Raw genomic sequence first — 20,085 nt, 5'->3', positions numbered from 1 at the left:
AATGATTCAAAGAAAAAAGGAACACTGGTTCAGAATGCTTTTTATATGGCACGACTCTGTTCTGCCGCAACTCGTGCCGCGTCTGGTCATACTGCTGTTTGTATCAATTCTCATCGTTTATCTGAACGGTACGCTCTATCATTATAAAATCCCGCTCAATCCGGCACCGTTCACCATTTTTGGCCTTGCACTGGCTTTGTTCCTGGGATTTCGGAACAACGCAAGTTATGACAGGTTCTGGGAAGGCCGGAAATTATGGGGCGCACTTTTGAACGATACCCGCTCACTTGCACGCCAGGCCGTGACGCTCACAGGTTATACAGTCAAAAGCAAAGAGATCCAGGAATTTGTTCAGCTGCTCATTGTTTTTACTTATTGTCTCAAACATCAACTCAGGAAAACAGATCCGGAACAGGACATCCGGAACAGGCTGCCGCAACCGCTTGCCGAAAAGGTGATCGACAAACATTACAAGCCGATTGTCGTGATGCAGCTTATGGGCCTGTGGATCAAAGATGCCAGGGAAAAAGCGTTGATAGACCCGATTTGTCAGGTTGCGATGGATGAAAACCTGAACAAACTGTCCGATATCGTGGGAGGCTGCGAAAGGATCGCGTCCACTCCTATCCCCTATACCTACCAGGTATTGCTCCACCGTACAGTATATCTGTATTGTTTTCTGCTCCCTTTCGGCCTGGTTGACAGTCTGGGATGGCTGACCCCGTTTATTACCGTTTTTATTGCCTACACCTTTGTCGCTTTTGAAGCAATTGCAGATGAGCTCGAAGAACCTTTCGGGACAGAGCCTAACGATCTGGCATTGAATGCGATCAGCGGAATGATTGAAGCCACGCTGTTGGAAATGATAGAAAAGCCGGTACCTGATACGGTTAAACCCGATAGCTACATGATCGATTAGCCCTTTACTTCCGGCCACTCCGGCCTGATAACTGACAACCGATTTAAACATTCTGACATTATTACTTCTGGTTAAAACCAAAAAGATATTTATTTCTTAAAAAAAATTGCGCAACCACATAATTGCATTAAATTTGCAATCATTTAGTTGCATTATGATCACAAGAAGAGATGTTTTCCAGGCAATTGCGGACCCTACCCGCCGCCAGATTATCCACAGGATATCCAAAGAACCGCTTACCATGAACGCTGTGGCCGAAGCATTCGAAATAAGCAGGCAGGCTGTGTCGAAGCACATGCAGATCCTGACCGAATGCGGGCTTGTGGTGATGAGAGACAAAGGCCGCGAAAGGTTTTGCGAAGCCAGACTTGATCAACTCCACGAAGTTGCCAGCTGGGTGGAGCAGTACAGAAAACACTGGGAAAGCCGTTTCGAGGCTTTGGATATTTATTTAACTGAAATTCAAAACAAAAATAAAGAAGATGGAACCTGTTAAATCAAAGCCAACTGAAAAAGAAGTACTGATCACGCATTTATTCAACGCCCCAGTGGATCTTGTCTTCAAGTCCTGGACCGACCCGGAACTACTTGTCAACTGGTATGCACCGGATGGCTGCACGATTGAATATAAGTTTATCGATGTCAAAGAAGGCGGCAGTTTCCACTCCTGCATTCATGATCCCGTTCATGGTGAATGCTGGATCGTAGGAACTTACAACGAGGTAGTTTTTGGCAAGAAACTGGTTTTTACGATGGCGCTTTCCAATCAGGTCGGGGAACTGCTCGAATCTGCTGATGCCGGAAAAAGTGAAGACTGGCCGAAAGAAACAATTACGACTGTCACTTTTGAACCTTTTGGCAACCAGACCAAGCTCACCCTTCATCAAACTGCACCGGAAGCAGAAGCCAAAAAAACGGGTGCCTATCAGAGCTGGATCAAAATGTTTAATCGCCTGAATGGATTGATAGCGCACGGTGAGGCGAAATTTTAAATCCAGTTCCGTACATTTTAAAAACTCGTTTTTAAATTTGGTTGCTATGAACTGGAACAACGAATTAACCCGGATATTAAAAATAAAATACCCGCTGGTACAGGCGCCGATGCTGGGTGTTACCACGCCTGAAATGGTAGCGGCAGTGTCCAATGAAGGTGGCCTGGGATCACTTCCGGTGGGACTTTTATCCGCCGGAAAAACCAGGGAACTGATCCAAAAAACAAAGGAACTCACCAGCAAACCATTTGCAGTTAACCTGTTTGCACATGATATTCCTGCAATAGATATTCCCCAAACCGAAGCCCTGCAGAATAAACTGTCGGACATAGCTCAGGAGTATAGCCTTAGCTATCAACGCGTTGATGTAAATCTGATACACCATTATTCCTATCAGGAACAGATCGAAATATTAATTGATGAAAAGATCCCGGTCGTTAGTTTTACTTTCGGGCTTATTGACGAAAACAGCATTCGAAGCCTTCATGACAATGGGGTAATCATCATTGGAACGGCCACTTCCGTGCGGGAAGCGGTACATCTGGACAACGAGGGCATTGATATCATTACCGCCCAGGGCATTGAAGCCGGCGGGCACCGTGGCACATTTCTGGACGATGAGCCGCTTCCGCAGATCGGCACATTTTCTCTGGTCCCGCAGATTGCCGACAAAATAAAGCGCCCGGTGCTGGCCGCAGGAGGTATTATGGATGGAAGGACGATCAAGGCTGCGCTGATACTGGGTGCACAGGGTGTTCAGGCGGGCACTGCGTTTGTCGGGAGCGACGAAAGTCTGGCGGTAAATTCTTACAAAAAAGCGTTAAAAAACAGTCTCGACACCGATACCGTTCTGACCCGTGCTTTTTCCGGCAGGTGGGCCCGTGGTATCCGCAATGCTTTCCACGATCAGGTTCAACAGCTCAACATTACGTATCCTCCTTATCCGATCCTAAACACGCTTACTGCACCCATTCGCAGTGCTGCACAAAAATCAGACAATAAAGAACTGACCACACTCTGGGCCGGGCAATCCGCCGCGATGGCCATGCTCAAACCATCTGCCGAAATTTTCCGCGCATTGATTGCGGAAGCCGAGCGATTGGGTTAACAATAAAGATATCAGCACAAAAATTCCAGTAGAAACCCGACGATTTTTCTTATCTGGTTGATACAAAACTGCTGATCCATGAATCGTTTGAAACCCATCAAAAAAGGTGTTCGAAACATTTTGCTGGCTACTTTTGTAGCAGGAACAATGGATATCTTTTGTGCTGTTGTGGTGTATGCTTTGATTCTCGGCAAAACCACGCCACTCAAAATTCTGCAGTCGATCGCTGCCGGCATGGTTGGAAAAGAAGCTTATGAAGGCGGACTGGCGATGGCAGGTTATGGACTTTTGTTACACTTTTTTATCACGCTGCTCTTCGCGATTTTTTACTTTCTCCTCGTCCGTCTCATCACTTTCCTGAAAAGACACCGGACGTTCTGCGGCATTATCTATGGAATATTTATCTGGCTGGTCATGAATCTGATCGTCCTCCCGACGGTATTCCCGGGTATTAAGCCGGGCGACACGGATGCGATCCTGACCGGCATGGCGATCGTAATTGTAGCAGTCGGTATTCCTATGGCCTACATTGTACCCCGGAGCTGATATCTCCCTGTGGTCAAATCAATGATGGATTGGATCATTTCTTTACGTAAAAAAACCCTCCGGTTGGTTCCAGAGGGATTGAAAAACATTGCGTTATTGCTAACTCTTAATAATAAAACGAACCAAATTCACTTTCGATCGTGAGTTTCTTCTCTGCTGAGGCTTCTACCCTTCCGATAATCTGTGCGGGAATTCCAAATGATTCGGAGATCTCGATAACTCTTTCCGCGTGTTCGGGCGAGAGATAAATTTCAAGGCGATGCCCCATGTTGAAAACTTTGTACATCTCTTCCCAGCTTGTCCCGCTTTCTTCTTGGATAAGCTTGAAAAGTGGAGGTATAGGAAGCAGGTTATCTTTGATAATGTGAAGATTATCAACAAAATGCAGAATTTTGGTCTGAGCACCGCCACTGCAGTGCACCATGCCATGAATATCCGGACGCATTTCGTCCAGCAGCGCTTTCGCTACCGGTGCATAAGTCCGGGTTGGGGACAGTATCAGCTGGCCCACATTTAACGGAGTTCCTTCCACAAGCTCCGTCAGTTTTTTGGTCCCGCTGTAAATCAGGTCGTCGCTTACTTCCGGGTCGAAACTTTCGGGATACAATGTCGCCAGGTATTTCCCGAGCACGTCATGCCGGGCAGAAGTAAGTCCGTTACTGCCCATACCGCCGTTGTAGGTCTGCTCGTAATTCGCCTGACCGTAAGACGCCAGTCCTACGATCACATCCCCCGCTTTGATATTGGCATTGTCCACCACCTCCGAACGTTTCATCCGCGCAATTACCGTGCTGTTAACTGTCACAGTTCTTACCAAATCACCTACGTCAGCTGTTTCCCCGCCGGTACTGTAAATTTCAACGCCATAGCTGCGCAGCATATCCAGAACTTCCTCAGCCCCGTTGATCACTTCCGCTATTACTTCCCCCGGTATCCGGTTTTTATTTCTGTCGATCGTCGAAGAATAGAGCATCGGCCCGGTCGCGCCTACGCACAACAGGTCATCGGTATTCATCACAATGGCATCCTGCGCAATTCCTTTCCAAACTGAAATATCTCCAGTCTCCTTCCAGTACAAATACGCAAGGGAAGTTTTGGTACCCGCCCCGTCGGCATGCATAATGGTGCAGTAATCAGGATCACCGGCCAGGGTGTCAGGCACAATTTTACAGAAAGCCTTGGGAAACAGCCCCTTGTCTATATTCTCTATTGCTTTATGTACATCTTCTTTGGATGCCGACACACCGCGCTGCAAGTAACGGTCGGTAGTTTTCATTTGATTGTATTTATGAGTGTAACTATCCTCTTACGGCCACAAAAGTAGGGAAAAAGGCGCGGTGAAGGAAGCTAATATTTGATTCTGCGCAGTTATTAAACCTTACCTTTAACGAACGCGATATTCCTTTTTCTGTATCAACGTTTTATAAAAAATTATGAAAATTAGGTGTTTGGTAAAATTAGATAAATACAAAAAACTGTTTAGCTTTACAATTCAAAGGTAAGATTACAAAAGACAATAGATTCTCCTGTTTTCAGGATTTTAGTTTTAGTATTTGCTGCCAAACTTATCCTTCATGTTTCTTAATACCCGACTCAACGTTTTCTTTTTCTTCATCATTGCCGCGACAGCATTAGCAGCTCCTGCCCAAGCCCAGGCCCCACAAGAACAGCACGTTGCTTCCGATACGCTCAACATGGCCGAGTCGCTGATTTCCTTCGCGACCAAGCATTTGCATATTCCGTACCGTTCCGGCGGCACTTCCAAAAAGGGTTTTGACTGCTCGGGATTTGTGAGATATTGTTTTAATAAACTTGATATTTCCCTGCCACATTCCAGCGCAGCCCAGGCCAGACAAGGCGCAACCGTGGAACTTGATGACGCCAGACCCGGCGATCTGATCTTTTTCAAAGGCGCCAGTACCAAAAGCAAGCATGTCGGACATGTTGGTATCATTACCGAAGTAGCTCCCGGCTCGGTCAGGTTTATCCATTCCGCGTTTAAAGGCGGGATCCGGTACGACCTGTTGAATTCCGCTTACTACAACAAACGCTTTGTCGCGATCCGCCGGCTGATGGATTAGCGCACAACTTCTCATAATTTGCCTTATTGTCGCTGATAGCTTGTAAATTTGCCGGTGCTATCCGGTCTCTTTTTACAACATTTATATCAGTACATTTTGAAACTCTGGCAAAAAGAAAATACAGTTACTTCTGAAAAAATCGAAAAATTCACTGTGGGTAAGGACCGTGAAATGGATCTTAACCTGGCAGAATTCGATGTTCTGGGAAATCTCGCCCACGCAACGATGCTGGAAACGATTGGCCTGCTGACCAGCGACGACCTGGAATCCCTGCGTGCAGAACTGACGCTGATCCACGCACAAATCACTGCCGGCGAATTTGTGATCGAAGATGGGGTCGAAGATGTGCATTCCCAGGTTGAACTGATGCTGACCCGCAAACTCGGCGATACCGGCAAGAAGATCCACAGCGGGCGCTCCCGGAATGACCAGGTGCTGGTGGACATGAAATTGTACACCCGTGCCCGCTTATTTGAAGTGGTAGAGGCTACGGAAAAGCTGTTCAATGTACTGATAGACCGCTCGGAACAACACAAAGATGACCTGCTGCCAGGCTATACACATTTGCAGATCGCCATGCCGTCTTCTTTTGGGCTCTGGTTCGGGGCTTATGCGGAAGGCCTGATCGATGACGTTATCCAGCTCAATGCTGCCTATCGCCTTGCCAATCGCAATCCGCTGGGTTCCGGCGCAGGTTATGGCTCTTCGTTTCCGCTTAACCGGACTTTGACCACGAAATTGCTGGGTTTTGAAGGCATGCACCACAATGTTGTATACGCCCAAATGAGCCGCGGACGTACCGAACAAGCTGCATTGACCGCCATTTCTTCCCTGGCTGCCACGGTTTCCCGACTGGCGATGGATGTTTGTCTGTACAACAGCCAGAACTTCGGGTTCATTGTTTTGCCGGATGACCTTACCACCGGGAGCAGCATTATGCCACACAAAAAGAATCCGGATGTAGCTGAGCTGCTTCGTGCTAAAACCAACCGGATGAAAGCATTGCCGATGGAGGTAACGATGGTTCTCAGCAACCTCCCGTCGGGTTACCACCGGGATATGCAGCTGCTGAAAGAGATCCTGATGCCAGCATTCGACGAAATCCTCGACTGCCTTGATATTGCAGCTTTTATGCTGGAAAATATGAAAGTGAAACAGAATTTGCTGGATGATGTGAAATACGACATGCTTTTCAGTGTGGAACGGGTAAACGAGCTGGTGATCAGCGGCGTACCTTTCCGGGATGCATACCGCCAGGTAGGAGCCGAGATCGGGGACGGAAGCTATGTTGCGCCGAGAGAACTAAAACATTCCCACGAGGGCTCTATCGGGAATTTGCAAACTGCCGAAATCCGCGAACGGATGGAGAATGAGGTAGCGGCTTTTGGATATGAAAAAGTGACAGCGGCGCTGGAAAACCTGCTTAAAAATTAAGATCGTGACCGTATTGAAATTTTACCGGACTATTCTATTTGTCTGCATGCTGACCGGCTTGACCGCCGGTGCAAAGCCCGGTGGGCTGAAAGTGATCTTTTTCCTGGATCCGGAATGTCCGATTTCCAATGCTTACATGAAAGAGATCAAAAGTATTTATGCCGACTACTCTGCCAAAGGGATAGATTTTGAAGCCGTTTTTCCGGTTGCCACTGTTACGGAAACAGATATTAAATCCTTTTTGAAAAAATACAAAACGACTTTACCAGGCAATAAAGATCTTAATCTGCAAAAGGTGAAACGCTACAAGGCCGAGGTCATGCCCGAAGCCATCCTTGTCAATTCAGCGGGTATTGTCGTTTACAAAGGTGCGATCGATAACTGGTATTATGCATTGGGGAGAAGCCGCGCTGTGGCTACCGAACAGTACCTGCGCAATGCGATTGATGAAACTTTAAGCGGCAATCCCGTCATAAAAAGCCGGACTGAGGCTTATGGATGTCTTATCAATCTTTGAGTTTTCTATTCCATGAGCTCCCGGTAATTCCATTCTGAAAAACATAATACACCGCACGTATCCTGAATTCACAAAAACCAAAAAAAGGGGCAGACCAGACGGCCTACCCCTTCACTAATAAAGTCAGGATTTACGATCAAGGTTTATCCCACCATACGCGGCCTGTGGCATCCTGAGGACTCGTCCCAAAACCAGGAAGTGAGGCCATTGCATCGTACGCAGCTTTTTTATTCACTACGTTAGGATCGGTATCATTAATCAGTCCCAGCGGTGCACGACGTGGAATAGTCAGCGTCACGTTCAAGTTTCTCACGGGTACGAGAGGAACAACAGAAGTTGCATTAGGATATCCTGTACGTTTCCAAAGGTCCCAACCTTCCGCAGGTTGTTTCATAAAGTTCAGATAAGCCTGGCTGGCGATCTGATCCATTGCTTTTGCTGCATCGTAAGCAACGCCTGGCTGAGCAAGGTAAGCGGTGATTTCCGCAGGCGTTACAGCAGTGTAGTCACCAAGCTTGCTGCCTGTACCTATTTGGTCATACCATGCGATAGAACTTCTCACGCCCGCTTCGTACCAATCCTTCGCAGTACCTGTACCTATTCCTTTCAAAGCAAGTTCAGCTCTGGTGAAGCAAAATTCAGCATAAGTGATCACAGGAAGGTAAGAAAAGCCTGTTCCTGCGTTCCCGCTCGCATCATTCCGTCCTGCGCTGAAAAGGCGTGGCTGCAGGTAAGACAATGTATCCACCGTCGCTTTGGTCGAAGGAATAATTTTTGGCGTATAATAACGCTGGATATTGGCGGGAATTCTTGCGTCGTCAGGGCTTGGGAAGCTACCTACGTAGCGTCTTCCCTCCTTGGTTCCGGCTGGCAAAGCACCATCCTTTATAAGGACATCAATGGTAGCCTGTGAGTACTGGTTTGGCGCAAAGAAAGCATCAATGCGAGGATCCTGCGTTGCCCACATGAAATCAACCATCGGTTTTGCAGCACGGAGTGTACCAGGATTCCAGTTACCACCGTCACCCGTTCCTGTAAAAGCAGCGTTTGATACAAAAACCCATCCATCTTCGTTGCTGCTCATCAGGTCGGCAGCAGGGGAAGCAAGTACTTCGTTGATGATCGCATTTCCTGCTGCGGCATCTACTTTCTGAACCCGCATTGCAATCTTCAATCTCAGCGCGTTGGCTGCTTTAACCCATTTCTGAGCATTTCCTCTGTAATACTGGTCATAAGCCCCGATATCAAACTGGGCAATAGGCTGAGAAGTTTTCAGAGTAGCAATTGCTGTTTTCAGCTCAGTATCCAATCTGGCGAAAATCTCTTGCTGCGAATCGTATTTGGGCAGCAAGGTACCGCCGTAACGTCCCTGAAAAGCCTCAGAGTAAGGGATGCTGCCATAAATGTCCGACACGTAGAAAGTATAGTTTGCTTTCAGGATATGCGCCATCTGAACCATGTGCGCATAACGTGGCTGATCATCAGCTTCTAATTTTGACACCAGCTGTTCCAGATCATACAGCCTGTCACCCACACCGTTATACAACCGGCCATATCTCTGAGAGAAGTTATCCCAGTTTTGCGTGAAAGCACCCTGGTTCCCATTCTGGTCGGTATTGTACTGCATCCATGGCATGATTCTGCGGTACATATCATAGTAGAATTCGAAATCGGTACTGTGCGTACTGATCGTCGCATTCAGGAACTGGTTCTGTGGTGGTACTGATGTAAGGGCATCCGGGTTTTTGTTAACATCCACGAACGCTTGCTTCTCGCAGGAATAAAGGAACCCTGCTGCCGCCAGTAATATTAATTTATGCTTTAAAAATTTCATGATAATGATTTCTGTTTTTGAATTGGTGGAAGTGATTCCGAATTACAATCCGATATTTACTGAAACACCTACATTACGTGTCAGCGGAAGTCCGCCGTACTCCATGAATTCCCCTGCTCTGTTGCTGTAAAGTCCTTCCGGGTTTACGCCGTCTTTCGCAGTTTTGTACAGGTAACCAAGGTTACGTCCTACCAGGCTTACACGCAGTGTCTGGATTTTAGCTTTATTCAGCAATGAAGCAGGAACATTGTATCCGATAGAGATTTCCCGAAGTGACACCCAAGAGTTTTCAAAAGTAGAGTACTCCCGAATTCCTGATCCCCACTGGGTAAGGTTGTAATAGTAAGCATAAGCCGGAATTGGTTTCAAGTATCCTTTTTCAACAGCCTCCGCGTATGGCATACCGCCCAGGTCGATCAGTTGGTCGTTCACATTGACCTGATATCCGTCAGCAAGAACACCATCCGGAATAATACCGTCAGTTTTTGCCACACCGCCTGCGTCTGTGTAAGAAACCCCGCCCAGTGCTGTATTACGTCCTGGCAATGTAAATGCGAATGCGCCTGTCGATGAACCGTACTGGTGCGTGGCAGAAGCCATCAAACCACCGATTTTCGCATCAGCCTGAACAGTTGCTGTGAAATTTCCATAGCGCAGCGAGTTCACATTACTCATCAGGAATTTCTCCATCATCGTTCCCAGTTCTTTTGAACCCTGTCCCTGATAAGCACCGCTTCTTAGGAAAGCAATTCCACCTTCCGCAGAGCTGTTCGCACCAATAACGCGCTTACCATTGGATGGATTACCCGGCTCGCCCTGATAGGTTGCAAAAGCATAAGAAGTGATAATTGTTCCGTAATCTTTTCCAACACGTGCAACTGATGACATATCAGCTCCGAAACCGTTACTCAATGTGTAAGTATCGGTACCTGGTACCAATTCAAGAACTTTGTTGCGGTTACGCGAGAAGTTCACGCTTGTATTCCACTCGAATTTACCCTTTTTGATAGGAGTTGCAGTAAGCAAAATCTCCACTCCTTTGTTCTGGATTTTACCAGCGTTAACAACTCTGCTGCTTACACCTGATTCTGATGTCGTGGCAAGGCTTAGAATCTCATTTTTAGTAATCTTGTTATAAACAGTCGCATCAATTCCCAGGCGGTTATTAAAGAAACGAATGTCCGCACCAAACTCAACCTCACGTGCCAAACGGTTTCTCAGCCCATAGTTTGGGAGCGTGTTGTCACGGAAGCCTGACAAGTTAATCAAAGAACCGTCAGCCTGCGTGTATGTTCCGCTTGGCTGGTAAATACCTGTCTGATTGGTAGCCCATGCATCGGTATCACCACCTGTGTAACCCAAGCTGGCGCGCAGCTTTCCAAATGACAACCAGGTTGGAAGATTTTTGAGGGATTCAGTTGCAATCCACGAAAGACCAACGGAAGGATAAGAATAAGTATAATTTCCGCTTCCGTCGGCATAGGTCAATGTAGAAGACCAGTCATTACGGAAACTTGCAGAAAGCGTCAACGCGTCCTTATAAGTCAGGTCGCCGTAAGCATAAAGTGCGTCGATGCGTTTAGAAGCAGTCAATGGATAGCTGAGGTTCAATGGGTTGGTTGTGTTCGCAAGCGAGAAAACATCAGGAACACGAAGACCACCGGTTGTATTTGCTCTGTAGTAACGTCCACCGATCAACCTGTTGGTTTCTCCACCCACCGTGAAGCTCAGGTTGAAATCAGAAGAAAGCTGCTTATTGGCGCTCAGTAAACTTTGGAAACGGCTTTGTGATTTGTTCTCTGAATATTCTCCATATTCCCCGCCCGTGAAACCTACGCCCGCTCCGCGGTCCTTATTGTTACCAGTGTACAATTCTGTCTGAACGTTTCCGCGTACCAGCAAAGTCAGCCAGTCAGTCAGATTAGCGGTAAGGTCAATGTTTCCGCGGAAAACTTTTTCGTTACGAGTTTGCTTAAACTCGAAAGTCTGGAACATAAATTCGGTGATACCGTAAGGATCAGCTGTTCCTTGCCTGCGGCCGCCTACAACTGGATCGATGTAATTTTTAGACCAGTACTCGATATCCATAGAACGCGGACGGTTGTATACAAAACGGAAAACCGGGTTGTAGTTACCACCCTGGCGGATCGGGTTAACCATATCATTATCGGTATAGTCCGCACTGATATCTAGGTTAAGGATCTTTCCAATTTTCTGGGTTCCCCTGATATTAAAGTTATTTCTCTTCAATTCTGTACCGGCAGGCATGATAGAAGTATTTTTCAAAGTAGAGAAAGAAGCACGGAAAGAACTGCGCTCGCTTCCACCTTCCACAACCACGTTATGGTTGATGTATTTACCTGTCTGGAAAAATTTCAACGGATCGTTTGCTTTCCATTCAACCATTCTTCCGTCCAGGTCACGTACCTGCTGTCCATTAAATTCAGGACCGTATGACCATGGATAATTGGCACGATCCACTTCTGGAACGCCATCAGCTCCTGTAATAAACTCCGAGCTCCTTCCGGCACCAAACTGATTCTGAAGATCAAGGAATTTGTACGCGTTTTCAAAAGTAGACGTGTGATTGTAAGTCACACCTAGGCCTTTGTCCTGGCGACCTTTTTTGGTTTGAACCACAACCACACCATTCAAAGCCTCAGATCCGTAAAGGGAACTTGCAGCAGATCCTTTCAAAACGGTCATAGACTCGATGTTGTCAGGGTTGATGTTTTTCATGATGTTACCAAAATCCTGGCCTGCACCCCATGAATCGGCACCTGTGGTTCCGGGACGGATCAAAACACCATCCACAACAAAAAGCGGCTGGGTGTTAGGGCTCAAAGACGCATTACCGCGGATACGGATACGGGAAGAGGACATCGGACCACCAGTTCCCTGGTTGATCATAACCCCCGCCACTTTACCCTGAAGCGCGTTTACCATGTTGGCATTCGCAGCCCGGGTAATGTCATTTCCCTGAACGGACTGAACTGAATATGAAAGCTTTCTGGCCTCGGTAGACATACCGAAACCGGTGATAACCACTTCATTAAGTGTCTTGTTATCCTCTTCCAGATTCACAGTGATCTGGCTTGCACTCCCAACCTCCACTTCTTTCGTAACAAACCCTATTGAAGAAAACACAAGAACAGCCGCGTTCGATTGAACAGCTATGCTGAATTTTCCATTGGCATCAGTTGCACCACCTGCGCTGCTTCCTTTCACTAGATAAGACACACCGGGCAAAGGATTTTGATCCTTGTCGAAAACCGTTCCACTAACGGTTTTTCTGTCCTGGGCCACACTCCAAGTACTTCCTGTCAGAAGGAGGAGCAATGTTACCAGACGGGTTAATACAGTAAACTTTTGTCTCATGGTAAACTGATAAATTAGATAAATTTGGTTTTTTAGGTAATCCACAACTTTATTATGATAATCTCCGGAACGGCCAAACAAAGTAGCTGTCAAGCCTACTATTGATATCATAACTATTCGAATTCAAAAATAAATATTTTTATTAACAAAAAGATAATATTTATTAAAAAATATTAATAATTGGTATACCTGTTTGCTAGAGTGTTGTATTAATTCACGCGCCTTAGCTGAATTTTCCGTAATACCTGCAATCCAATGTTTTCTCCCTGTTTTTGCCCTTCCATTATGGCCGACCGGTAATGGATGCCGCCATATAACCTGCTGATACCAGCCTCGTTACTGGCTTTGAGAAAGGAGTCAAAATGCCGGACAGGAAGTCCGTATTCCGTTTCAGTATGATCATTAAAGGCGAAATTTTCCCCTAAAATGCTTGTCAGGACAACCGCCGCGGCGGTGGATATCACACTATGCCCGCTGGTATATTCAGGAAATGGTGGGGTCTGCAGGAGGGGTCTCCATTTTTCGTTGACATAGGCATTGATCACCGTTTCGGGACGGATCAGCTGGCTGCGGTACTTTTCGTCCCAGCAGCTGATAAACCCATCGAACAACGCGACCGATGTTAGCAGATATGCTGCGGACGTTTCCTTCCAGCTTTTTCCGGCGGATTCCGTAGCCTGTCCGGCAATTGAAATCCAGTGTCCGCCGGGGGACAATTTTTTAGTAGCGAAATTAAGGTGTCCCTGGGTGTTCAGGAAAAAGGGGTTGCAGTCCCAAAAACTGGCGATCAGAATTTCCTCCTGAGTTAGTTTTTGCGTCCGGCGGTACACTTCCAGTACTTCCTTCATAAACAGGCTCGTGGAGTCTGTACTGTATGCCGGGGGAGGCACAGGTTTGAACTGCCCGGCAGAGTCGAGTGCCACGGGCCGGATCTGGCTCCAGTAAGGTTCCACGGCATCAATATATCCAGGAGGCGTCGGGGTCCACTTTCCTTTTTGTTTACTGTAGTTATATCTCCGCTTTTTCCGGGTCAGCAGATAATTGTCACTCGACGACCATTTCATGATGCTGTCACTGACCGCCTCCCCAAGTTTCAAAGAATTGCTATATACTTCAGGATCTGTTTCCTTAAATCCGCCAAGAATGACTTCTATACTATCCTTCAGTAAATGCTCCGAGAAAACCAGCTTGCTTCCGGTTTTGAAAAAAGCATAAACCGATGCAAGCGGATAGTTTACTTTCTCAGCCCTCGCAATACCGCCAATATCAGGGAAACCGGCGATCTGTCCGTGAAGGCTTTGGTATTGCTTATCCTGCAAAATGATGGTTTCGTAAGCAGCAGCATTGGCATACAGATAGATCCGGCTTGCTACCGGAGGCGAAAATATGTCGTGAACAATTGTCCTCGTCAGGTTTTTTTCAGCTCTATGCAGCAGCTTGGTAGATGGTCCCTGCCCCAGGCAAACCAAAGGCCCCAGCACGATAACAAACACCAAAAGTAACTTGCCGATCATTTTTAAAATAGTATCTCCCGCCATGATTCATTTTACAATTTGAAAAAACACAGGCTCTCCGTTATTAACGGATATAACTATACGTTCATCAATCTTCGCCATATTTCTTACATCGCCCCCCGCCCAAAAACCGGACTCGGCCGGAGGCACCGCTTCAAAAACAAAAGGCTCCTTTTGCAGAAGCACCGCCCCGAAAGAGGCGTCACAAGGCCCCAGCTGTACGCGATAAGGAGAAAAGTTACCCGCCATCACCAGATCAGGTTTCCCATCGTGATCCAAATCCTCCGAAACAATACCACTTACTCTGGACATCTGGGCGTCTTCCGGCAGCTGATGTATTTGAAACTGAAACCCTCCTTTATTTTCGAGAACTACACTTGTCAGCAGGCGACAGTAAACTTTGTCGCTTTTCGCGATGGCCTCTTTTCCAAAAATATCTTCAACTGTGGCGTCCGAATAGGATTCGTAACTGGTGTACTTTCTTTTGAGCGACACGACCTGGTCTAGCATTTCGTCCCGGGAAAACATAGGGTAGCTTTTATCTCCGATATAATAAGTGCAAATCGGATCTATGACGCCGTTTTTGTCAAAATCATCGTAATAAATCACGACCGGCTTTTCCACGGATGCTTTATACTGGTTATTAAGCCCTCCGTTTCCCAGCACAAAATCCATATCACCGTCCTGGTCAATGTCCACCGGAACAAGCGCCGCCCACATACCGTCAGTATTTTTCAATTCGGGGACATTCACCTCATCCATGCTTTTGCCTGTATTTTTAAAAGCACGAACAGGCATCCAGTCGCCGGCCAGGATGAGATCGGGGTTTCCGTCTTTGTCCAAATCATCAAAAGTGGCACCTGTGATCATGCCGGGATTTAGCAGGTCCTTACTCCACTCGGCGGTTACGTCTGTGAATTTAATATTGGTGCCTTTGGTGTCATTTCTTAAAATATAGCTTCGTGCAGGAATAGGAAAAGAACCGGGAACTGCCCTTCCTCCAATAAAAAGGTCGAGATCACCGTCTTTGTCGATATCGGCCTGAACTGCGATCTGCTTGGGATTTTTCATGGAGGGTAATGCCAAAACCTCCTCATGCATGGTACCGTTTCCTTCGTTGATATACAAATGATCCCTGTATTCCAATGCCTGTTCTTCAAATTCATTTCCTCCGCTGACAATATATAAATCCAGGTCCCCATCCCTGTCCACGTCCAAAAATAATGCGGATACTTCCTCACAGGCAACATTTTGCCGCCAGGGCTGGGCAGCCGCACCTTCAAATTTGCCCCCCGGCTTTTGAATATATAATACGCCGAACTGGTTTGAGGCACCTCCGAAAAACAGATCTTCCAGGCCGTCGCCATTTACATCACCTTTGGCCAGCGCAGGTCCCAGCTTCGACAACTGATATGGCAAAAGCACTTCCACTTTGAAATCCACAAATTCATTTTCATGGTGGACGAAATCAATGCCGATACTTCCGGGATCAATTTTTCTGAACTTTCCCGCAACCTGCGTTTTTGTTTCTGTTATTTTGTCCTGCGCGTCTGATTCTTTCAAACTAAGAATAGATTGGTTCGGACTTCCAAGAAAAGTAACCTTGCCGGAAGGCCAGAGCACTTTTACGGAATCGGTCTTACCCGAATTCCCCAATCCAAAATGCAGGTCCGTGGTTACCGTAGACTGGTAGCCGCGCACCGGGTACAGCTCCGAATATTGCATGAGTCCCTGGCTGTACACCCAGACCTTACTTCCGAAAGCCTGCGAATTTTTCCCCGAACCAGCCAGTTTAACAATAAGTCCTTTCTGAACGGTATTGTTCTGATAAATGGAAACAGGCTCATTGATGTGGGAGATCACCAGATCGAGATCGCCGTCGCCGTCAAAGTCCGCATAGGCAGCCGCGTTGGAAACCGCCTCTTCGCTGAAACCCCAGCTTCTGGAAACATCTTCAAATGCATAATTTCCGGAAGTGGCATGCGCATTCCTGAAAAGATAGTTTTTCAGTTTATTGGAAGGCATTTTCTGAACAAGATTGTAAGTCTTGAAATTCAGGTTTCCTTTTCCTACTTCCTTCATCTGTTCATCGGCCACCGTGTATTTGAGAAAATCCATGTTGGTAAAATCCCTCAGGTAACCATTCGTGATGAACAGGTCTTTCCAGCCGTCATTGTCCAGGTCGGCCATTAATCCGGCCCAGCTCCAGTCCGTATTCGATACTCCGGCTAGCTGCCCGATCTCGCTGAATTTAACATTACCGCTGGCGTCGCTTCCCCGGTTCAGATGCAGCATATTCCGCATATTCTGATGGTAGTAACCACTGTCCAGCAACAAATGGTACTGATCGTAAATATCTGGACCCTTTAACAATTTCTGCCGGTGATTGTCCTCAGGCAGCATATCGAGCGTCAGCACATCCGGTTTTCCGTCATTATTAAAATCGCTGACGTCTGCCCCCATGGAAAACTTGGAAACATGCGTAAACGACTTTTTCAACGATTCCGTAAATGTCCCGTTCCGGTTGTTGACATAATAACAATCCACTTCGGTATAATCACTCGTAGTATAAAGGTCCGGCCAGCCGTCCTGATTGACATCGGCCACAATGACGCTCAGCCCGAAGTTCAGTGCATTGTTGATGATACCTGCTTTTTCGGTAACATCCTTGAATTTCAGTTTCCCGCCTTCGCTTACATTTTCGAACAAACGGTTGCCGAAATAAGGATTGGGCGTCGCGCGCATTTCCCGGGTATTCAGAAAAGGATTGACACTGTGATTGGAATGGTTAAGCAGGAACATATCCAGATCACCATCTTTGTCATAATCAAAAAACGCGGCCTGTGTGGATTGGGAGCCTATGGCATTGAGCCCCGCCTCCACTGCCATTTCTTTGAAAACAGGTACACCGTTTTTGATACCCTGATTGATAAAAAGCTCGTTGTTCTTGTCCGAAAGCTTCCGGTAAAAACCGGAATGGCAAACGTAGATATCCGGCAGCCCGTCACCATTCACATCCGCGACGCTCACGCCCGTAGACCAGGTACCATTTCCTTCGATCTTTGCTTTTTTGCTGACATCTTCAAACCGGATCTGTGATTGCCCGGATTTGTTGATGTACAATTTGTTAGGGACAGTATTACCGGAAATAAACAGATCGGGCGTGCCGTCATTGTTAAAGTCGCCCACGCCGATGCCGTTCCCATTGTACAGGTACTCATACCGGAATATGTGCAAGGAATCGTTTTCCTCTATTTTATTCACAAAATTCACCCTGGTATCTTTGGGCAAAAGTTTGGTAAATGTGGTTTGTGAAAAAACGGGGAACGACAGCAGTAAGATGAATATGAAGTAAAGTCTAACCATTCAGCACGATTTAAAATACCCTTAAAAATTCAGTTCCACTTGAAAACCAGGTTTTCATCTCCCGGTTCTCTCTCCACATACATCAAGATCAGCGTCATCATTTCCTGGTCGCTCCGCATATTCCCGGTCGACATCACCAGTTCAGGCGGATTGTGCGGGTTCATAGGATTGGCCGTAGTATTGTCATAGGTGCCTTCCACATGCACTATGGCCCCCTTGGGCAGCAACAATGGTTTTTTATACTTGTAAATTTCCTGCCAGCGGAAATCCCAGGAAGGAATATGGACAAGCTTTATGGTATCCTGGACTGAAGTAGTAGCATAAGCCTTGAACTCTTTCCCAAGCTGGTGCATATGCGGCCAGGCGTAAAGCAGGGAAATGTCAGGCTGGTTGTTTCCGATCCTTAAACGAAAGCTTTTTACCTCATCCGCAAAAATCATAAAAGGCGGGCTGATATCCTTTTCACCTATCCCTCCGGAACCCAGACTGATCACCTTCACCTTCCTTTTGATTGGCGTTTGTTTGAAAAATATATTAACACCGTCGATACTTTCGGTGTCCAGAGAAGACGGCCCGAAATGTACAGTCAGGAGTATGACACCTCTTTTTGGCATAACCCAACCCATGTCCTCCGGGTAAGTTTCCACTGTGGTTCCGGGGATCCAGCCGCCATAGTAGGTCATTTCTTTTTTATACTTGATCCATTCGTAATACTTATCCCCGGAAGGTCCGCTGAGATCTACGAAATCTACCGAGTTGTACAAGTCAATCGACTGGTCCGCTACCGGATGAATAGCGAAATTGGCGTGGTGTATGAGTTTTTTATTATTGGAGGTAAATTCTATCCCCTCCACATTCGCTTCCTGCCCCAGCTCGAACGGAATTTTAAACATCACAAACCTTTCGACCGCATCACCTTTCAACTTAAATGCCTCTTTAATGCCCAGGTGCAGGTCTGGTTTGCGCTTATAGGCAGTTCCGGCATTGACCCTCGCCAAAAGATCTTGCTCGGCTTTTGTGTTCGGTTTTCCTTTGGGTGTTCCGCCGTCGATCCAGCTTACGATCGTCTTGATCTCCTTCTCACTCAGCGACCGGTCATTTTCAAAAGTATTATAATGATTATCGGCTCTCCATGGCGGCATGTAGCGCGAACTGACCACCTGTTTGATAAACTTGGAACGCTTGGTCACATCCTCAAAAGTGATCAGCGGGAATGGCGCAGCCTCGCCCGTGCGGTGGCAGGGAACGCAATTGGCGTGAATGATCGGCTGGACTTCCTTATAAAATTCCGGAACCTGTGCTGAAACGTAATTGCATAGGGACAGCAATACCAAAAGCAGGTTTTTTCGAAACGCCATTGAGTGAGTGGGTTATGGACAGGCAATTTAGTAAGAGAAAATCAATTTTAAAAAAATTTAATAAATCCCCCTCTATAAAAACTCGCAAATAATGATTGGCTAAATCGTAGTTATGCCAAAGAAATTGTTGTTCCCGCGGCAGATATGATAGCTTCGCCCAGGTCATCCGCGTGGCAAATCGTTACCCTGCTGACACCCGCGGTAAGTGCGGCAAAAGCATTATCCAGCTTCGGGATCATGCCCTTATTGATCACGCCGGCCGATTTATATTCTTCATAGGAAGCCGGGGTCAGCGACGGGATGACGGCAAGGTCGTCGTCAGGATCTGAAAGAACGCCTTTCTTTTCAAAACAATAGATGAGGTTAACTTCAAAACTTCCGGCCATCGCTACGGCAGTGGCAGAGGCCATGGTATCTGCATTGGTATTTAGCAATAACCCTTCCGAGCTGTAAGTGAGGGGAGCAATGACCGGCACAAGTTCGCTGCTTAATAGGGCGCTGATTTGCGCAGCATTTACTTCCTCAATATCACCCACAAAACCATAATCAATGCTTTTCACCGGACGCTTTACAGACCGGATAATCCCGCCGTCCGCGCCCGTCAGCCCGATCGCATTGCAGCCGGCAGCCTGAAGCATTGCTACCAGATTTTTGTTCACCAATCCACCATAAACCATCGTTACCACATCCAGCATGGGCTTGTCGGTAATCCTGCGCCCGTCGACCATCTGGGTTTCAATCTGAAGCCTCGCGGCGATCTGCGTAGCCACTTTGCCCCCCCCGTGAACTAGGATCTTTGCACCTTCTATCTTTGCAAAATGACTCAGGAACCTGTCGCAGGCTTCGGGATTGTCAATAACATTACCACCGATTTTTATAACGTACAGCTTTTCGGACATCGAAATTTTGATTTACAATTCTGGATTTGAGGCCACAAAGTTAACAGAAAAGCAAAAGGCTGGCCGTCATGAATTTTTTTATCACAATTACGTTCTATCTTTCATAACACAAATTCTTTACAGAAGCATGCAAATTATA

At 46.8% G+C, this 20,085-nt stretch carries 15 protein-coding genes; 8 read left to right on the top strand and 7 right to left on the bottom strand.

The features are described 5' to 3' along the window. Position 1: 1 nt before the first annotated feature. From FBF61_RS19000 to FBF61_RS18980, 5 genes are all read left to right on the top strand, one after another. Positions 2-919, top strand: coding sequence for a bestrophin family protein (locus FBF61_RS19000; protein ID WP_138480159.1), 918 nt, complete (start codon positions 2-4; stop codon positions 917-919). Between the two features lie 154 nt (positions 920-1,073). Next, positions 1,074-1,415 carry an ArsR/SmtB family transcription factor gene (locus FBF61_RS18995; protein WP_138480157.1) on the top strand — a complete coding sequence of 114 codons (342 nt, stop codon included), beginning with the start codon at positions 1,074-1,076 and terminating at the stop codon, positions 1,413-1,415. Then, the gene (locus FBF61_RS18990; protein ID WP_138480156.1) at positions 1,402-1,911 is read left to right on the top strand and encodes an SRPBCC family protein; all 510 of its coding nucleotides are present in this window, start codon (positions 1,402-1,404) and stop codon (positions 1,909-1,911) included. The genes FBF61_RS18995 and FBF61_RS18990 overlap by 14 nt, the downstream gene beginning before the upstream one ends. 46 nt (positions 1,912-1,957) lie before the next feature. Further along, on the top strand, positions 1,958-3,019 hold the full coding sequence (locus FBF61_RS18985) for an NAD(P)H-dependent flavin oxidoreductase (protein WP_138480154.1): 1,062 nt from the start codon (positions 1,958-1,960) through the stop codon (positions 3,017-3,019). 78 nt (positions 3,020-3,097) lie between these two features. Next, positions 3,098-3,565: a DUF1440 domain-containing protein gene (locus tag FBF61_RS18980; RefSeq protein ID WP_138480152.1), complete on the top strand. Its 468-nt coding sequence runs from the start codon at positions 3,098-3,100 to the stop codon at positions 3,563-3,565. A gap of 106 nt (positions 3,566-3,671) precedes the next feature. Here the strand turns inward: FBF61_RS18980 and FBF61_RS18975 are convergent, their stop codons facing one another. Then, the gene (locus FBF61_RS18975; RefSeq protein WP_138480149.1) at positions 3,672-4,841 is read right to left on the bottom strand and encodes an AIR synthase-related protein; all 1,170 of its coding nucleotides are present in this window, start codon (positions 4,839-4,841) and stop codon (positions 3,672-3,674) included. Positions 4,842-5,139: 298 nt separating this feature from the next. Between FBF61_RS18975 and FBF61_RS18970 the strand changes: the two genes are divergently transcribed. The 3 genes from FBF61_RS18970 (at position 5,140) to FBF61_RS18960 (ending at position 7,597) form a co-directional block, all read left to right on the top strand. Next, positions 5,140-5,646 carry a C40 family peptidase gene (locus FBF61_RS18970; RefSeq protein WP_138480147.1) on the top strand — a complete coding sequence of 169 codons (507 nt, stop codon included), beginning with the start codon at positions 5,140-5,142 and terminating at the stop codon, positions 5,644-5,646. A 96-nt stretch (positions 5,647-5,742) separates the two neighbouring features. Next, complete coding sequence (argH, locus tag FBF61_RS18965) at positions 5,743-7,080, top strand: argininosuccinate lyase (RefSeq protein ID WP_138480145.1); 1,338 nt, start codon at positions 5,743-5,745, stop codon at positions 7,078-7,080. A 4-nt stretch (positions 7,081-7,084) separates the two neighbouring features. Next, entirely contained in the window at positions 7,085-7,597 is a 513-nt protein-coding gene (locus FBF61_RS18960) for a thioredoxin domain-containing protein (RefSeq protein ID WP_138480143.1), read from the top strand. A gap of 136 nt (positions 7,598-7,733) precedes the next feature. Here the strand turns inward: FBF61_RS18960 and FBF61_RS18955 are convergent, their stop codons facing one another. The 6 genes from FBF61_RS18955 to argB form a co-directional block, all read right to left on the bottom strand. Continuing rightward, the gene (locus tag FBF61_RS18955; RefSeq protein WP_138480141.1) at positions 7,734-9,431 is read right to left on the bottom strand and encodes a SusD/RagB family nutrient-binding outer membrane lipoprotein; all 1,698 of its coding nucleotides are present in this window, start codon (positions 9,429-9,431) and stop codon (positions 7,734-7,736) included. A 42-nt stretch (positions 9,432-9,473) separates the two neighbouring features. Beyond that, positions 9,474-12,809 carry a SusC/RagA family TonB-linked outer membrane protein gene (locus FBF61_RS18950; RefSeq protein ID WP_229215124.1) on the bottom strand — a complete coding sequence of 1,112 codons (3,336 nt, stop codon included), beginning with the start codon at positions 12,807-12,809 and terminating at the stop codon, positions 9,474-9,476. A gap of 209 nt (positions 12,810-13,018) precedes the next feature. After that, positions 13,019-14,347, bottom strand: coding sequence for a vanadium-dependent haloperoxidase (locus FBF61_RS18945; RefSeq protein ID WP_229215123.1), 1,329 nt, complete (start codon positions 14,345-14,347; stop codon positions 13,019-13,021). 3 nt (positions 14,348-14,350) lie between these two features. Beyond that, positions 14,351-17,689 carry a VCBS repeat-containing protein gene (locus FBF61_RS18940; RefSeq protein ID WP_138480139.1) on the bottom strand — a complete coding sequence of 1,113 codons (3,339 nt, stop codon included), beginning with the start codon at positions 17,687-17,689 and terminating at the stop codon, positions 14,351-14,353. A gap of 29 nt (positions 17,690-17,718) precedes the next feature. Further along, complete coding sequence (locus FBF61_RS18935) at positions 17,719-19,047, bottom strand: c-type cytochrome (protein WP_138480137.1); 1,329 nt, start codon at positions 19,045-19,047, stop codon at positions 17,719-17,721. A 110-nt stretch (positions 19,048-19,157) separates the two neighbouring features. Further along, on the bottom strand, positions 19,158-19,946 hold the full coding sequence (argB, locus tag FBF61_RS18930) for an acetylglutamate kinase (protein WP_138480135.1): 789 nt from the start codon (positions 19,944-19,946) through the stop codon (positions 19,158-19,160). Between the last annotated feature and the right edge of the window lie 139 nt (positions 19,947-20,085).

The sequence above is a fragment of the Dyadobacter bucti genome (assembly GCF_005869225.1).
In the GTDB taxonomy this organism is placed as follows: domain Bacteria; phylum Bacteroidota; class Bacteroidia; order Cytophagales; family Spirosomataceae; genus Dyadobacter; species Dyadobacter bucti.
The sequence above is the reverse complement of the archived record's forward strand: the minus strand, read 5'-3'. Positions and strand labels throughout refer to the sequence as shown.

Bases quoted from the DNA above. Each gene is read 5' to 3' on its own strand.
- FBF61_RS19000 (WP_138480159.1), top strand. From the start codon at position 2: ATGATTCAAAGAAAAAAGGAACACTGGTTCAGAATGCTTTTTATATGG.
- FBF61_RS18970 (WP_138480147.1), top strand. From the start codon at position 5,140: ATGTTTCTTAATACCCGACTCAACGTTTTCTTTTTCTTCATCATTGCC.
- FBF61_RS18950 (WP_229215124.1), bottom strand. From the start codon at position 12,809: ATGAGACAAAAGTTTACTGTATTAACCCGTCTGGTAACATTGCTCCTC.
- FBF61_RS18940 (WP_138480139.1), bottom strand. From the start codon at position 17,689: ATGGTTAGACTTTACTTCATATTCATCTTACTGCTGTCGTTCCCCGTT.
- FBF61_RS18990 (WP_138480156.1), top strand. From the start codon at position 1,402: ATGGAACCTGTTAAATCAAAGCCAACTGAAAAAGAAGTACTGATCACG.
- FBF61_RS18945 (WP_229215123.1), bottom strand. From the start codon at position 14,347: ATGGCGGGAGATACTATTTTAAAAATGATCGGCAAGTTACTTTTGGTG.
- FBF61_RS18985 (WP_138480154.1), top strand. From the start codon at position 1,958: ATGAACTGGAACAACGAATTAACCCGGATATTAAAAATAAAATACCCG.
- FBF61_RS18995 (WP_138480157.1), top strand. From the start codon at position 1,074: ATGATCACAAGAAGAGATGTTTTCCAGGCAATTGCGGACCCTACCCGC.
- FBF61_RS18955 (WP_138480141.1), bottom strand. From the start codon at position 9,431: ATGAAATTTTTAAAGCATAAATTAATATTACTGGCGGCAGCAGGGTTC.
- argB (WP_138480135.1), bottom strand. From the start codon at position 19,946: ATGTCCGAAAAGCTGTACGTTATAAAAATCGGTGGTAATGTTATTGAC.
- FBF61_RS18980 (WP_138480152.1), top strand. From the start codon at position 3,098: ATGAATCGTTTGAAACCCATCAAAAAAGGTGTTCGAAACATTTTGCTG.
- FBF61_RS18935 (WP_138480137.1), bottom strand. From the start codon at position 19,047: ATGGCGTTTCGAAAAAACCTGCTTTTGGTATTGCTGTCCCTATGCAAT.
- FBF61_RS18975 (WP_138480149.1), bottom strand. From the start codon at position 4,841: ATGAAAACTACCGACCGTTACTTGCAGCGCGGTGTGTCGGCATCCAAA.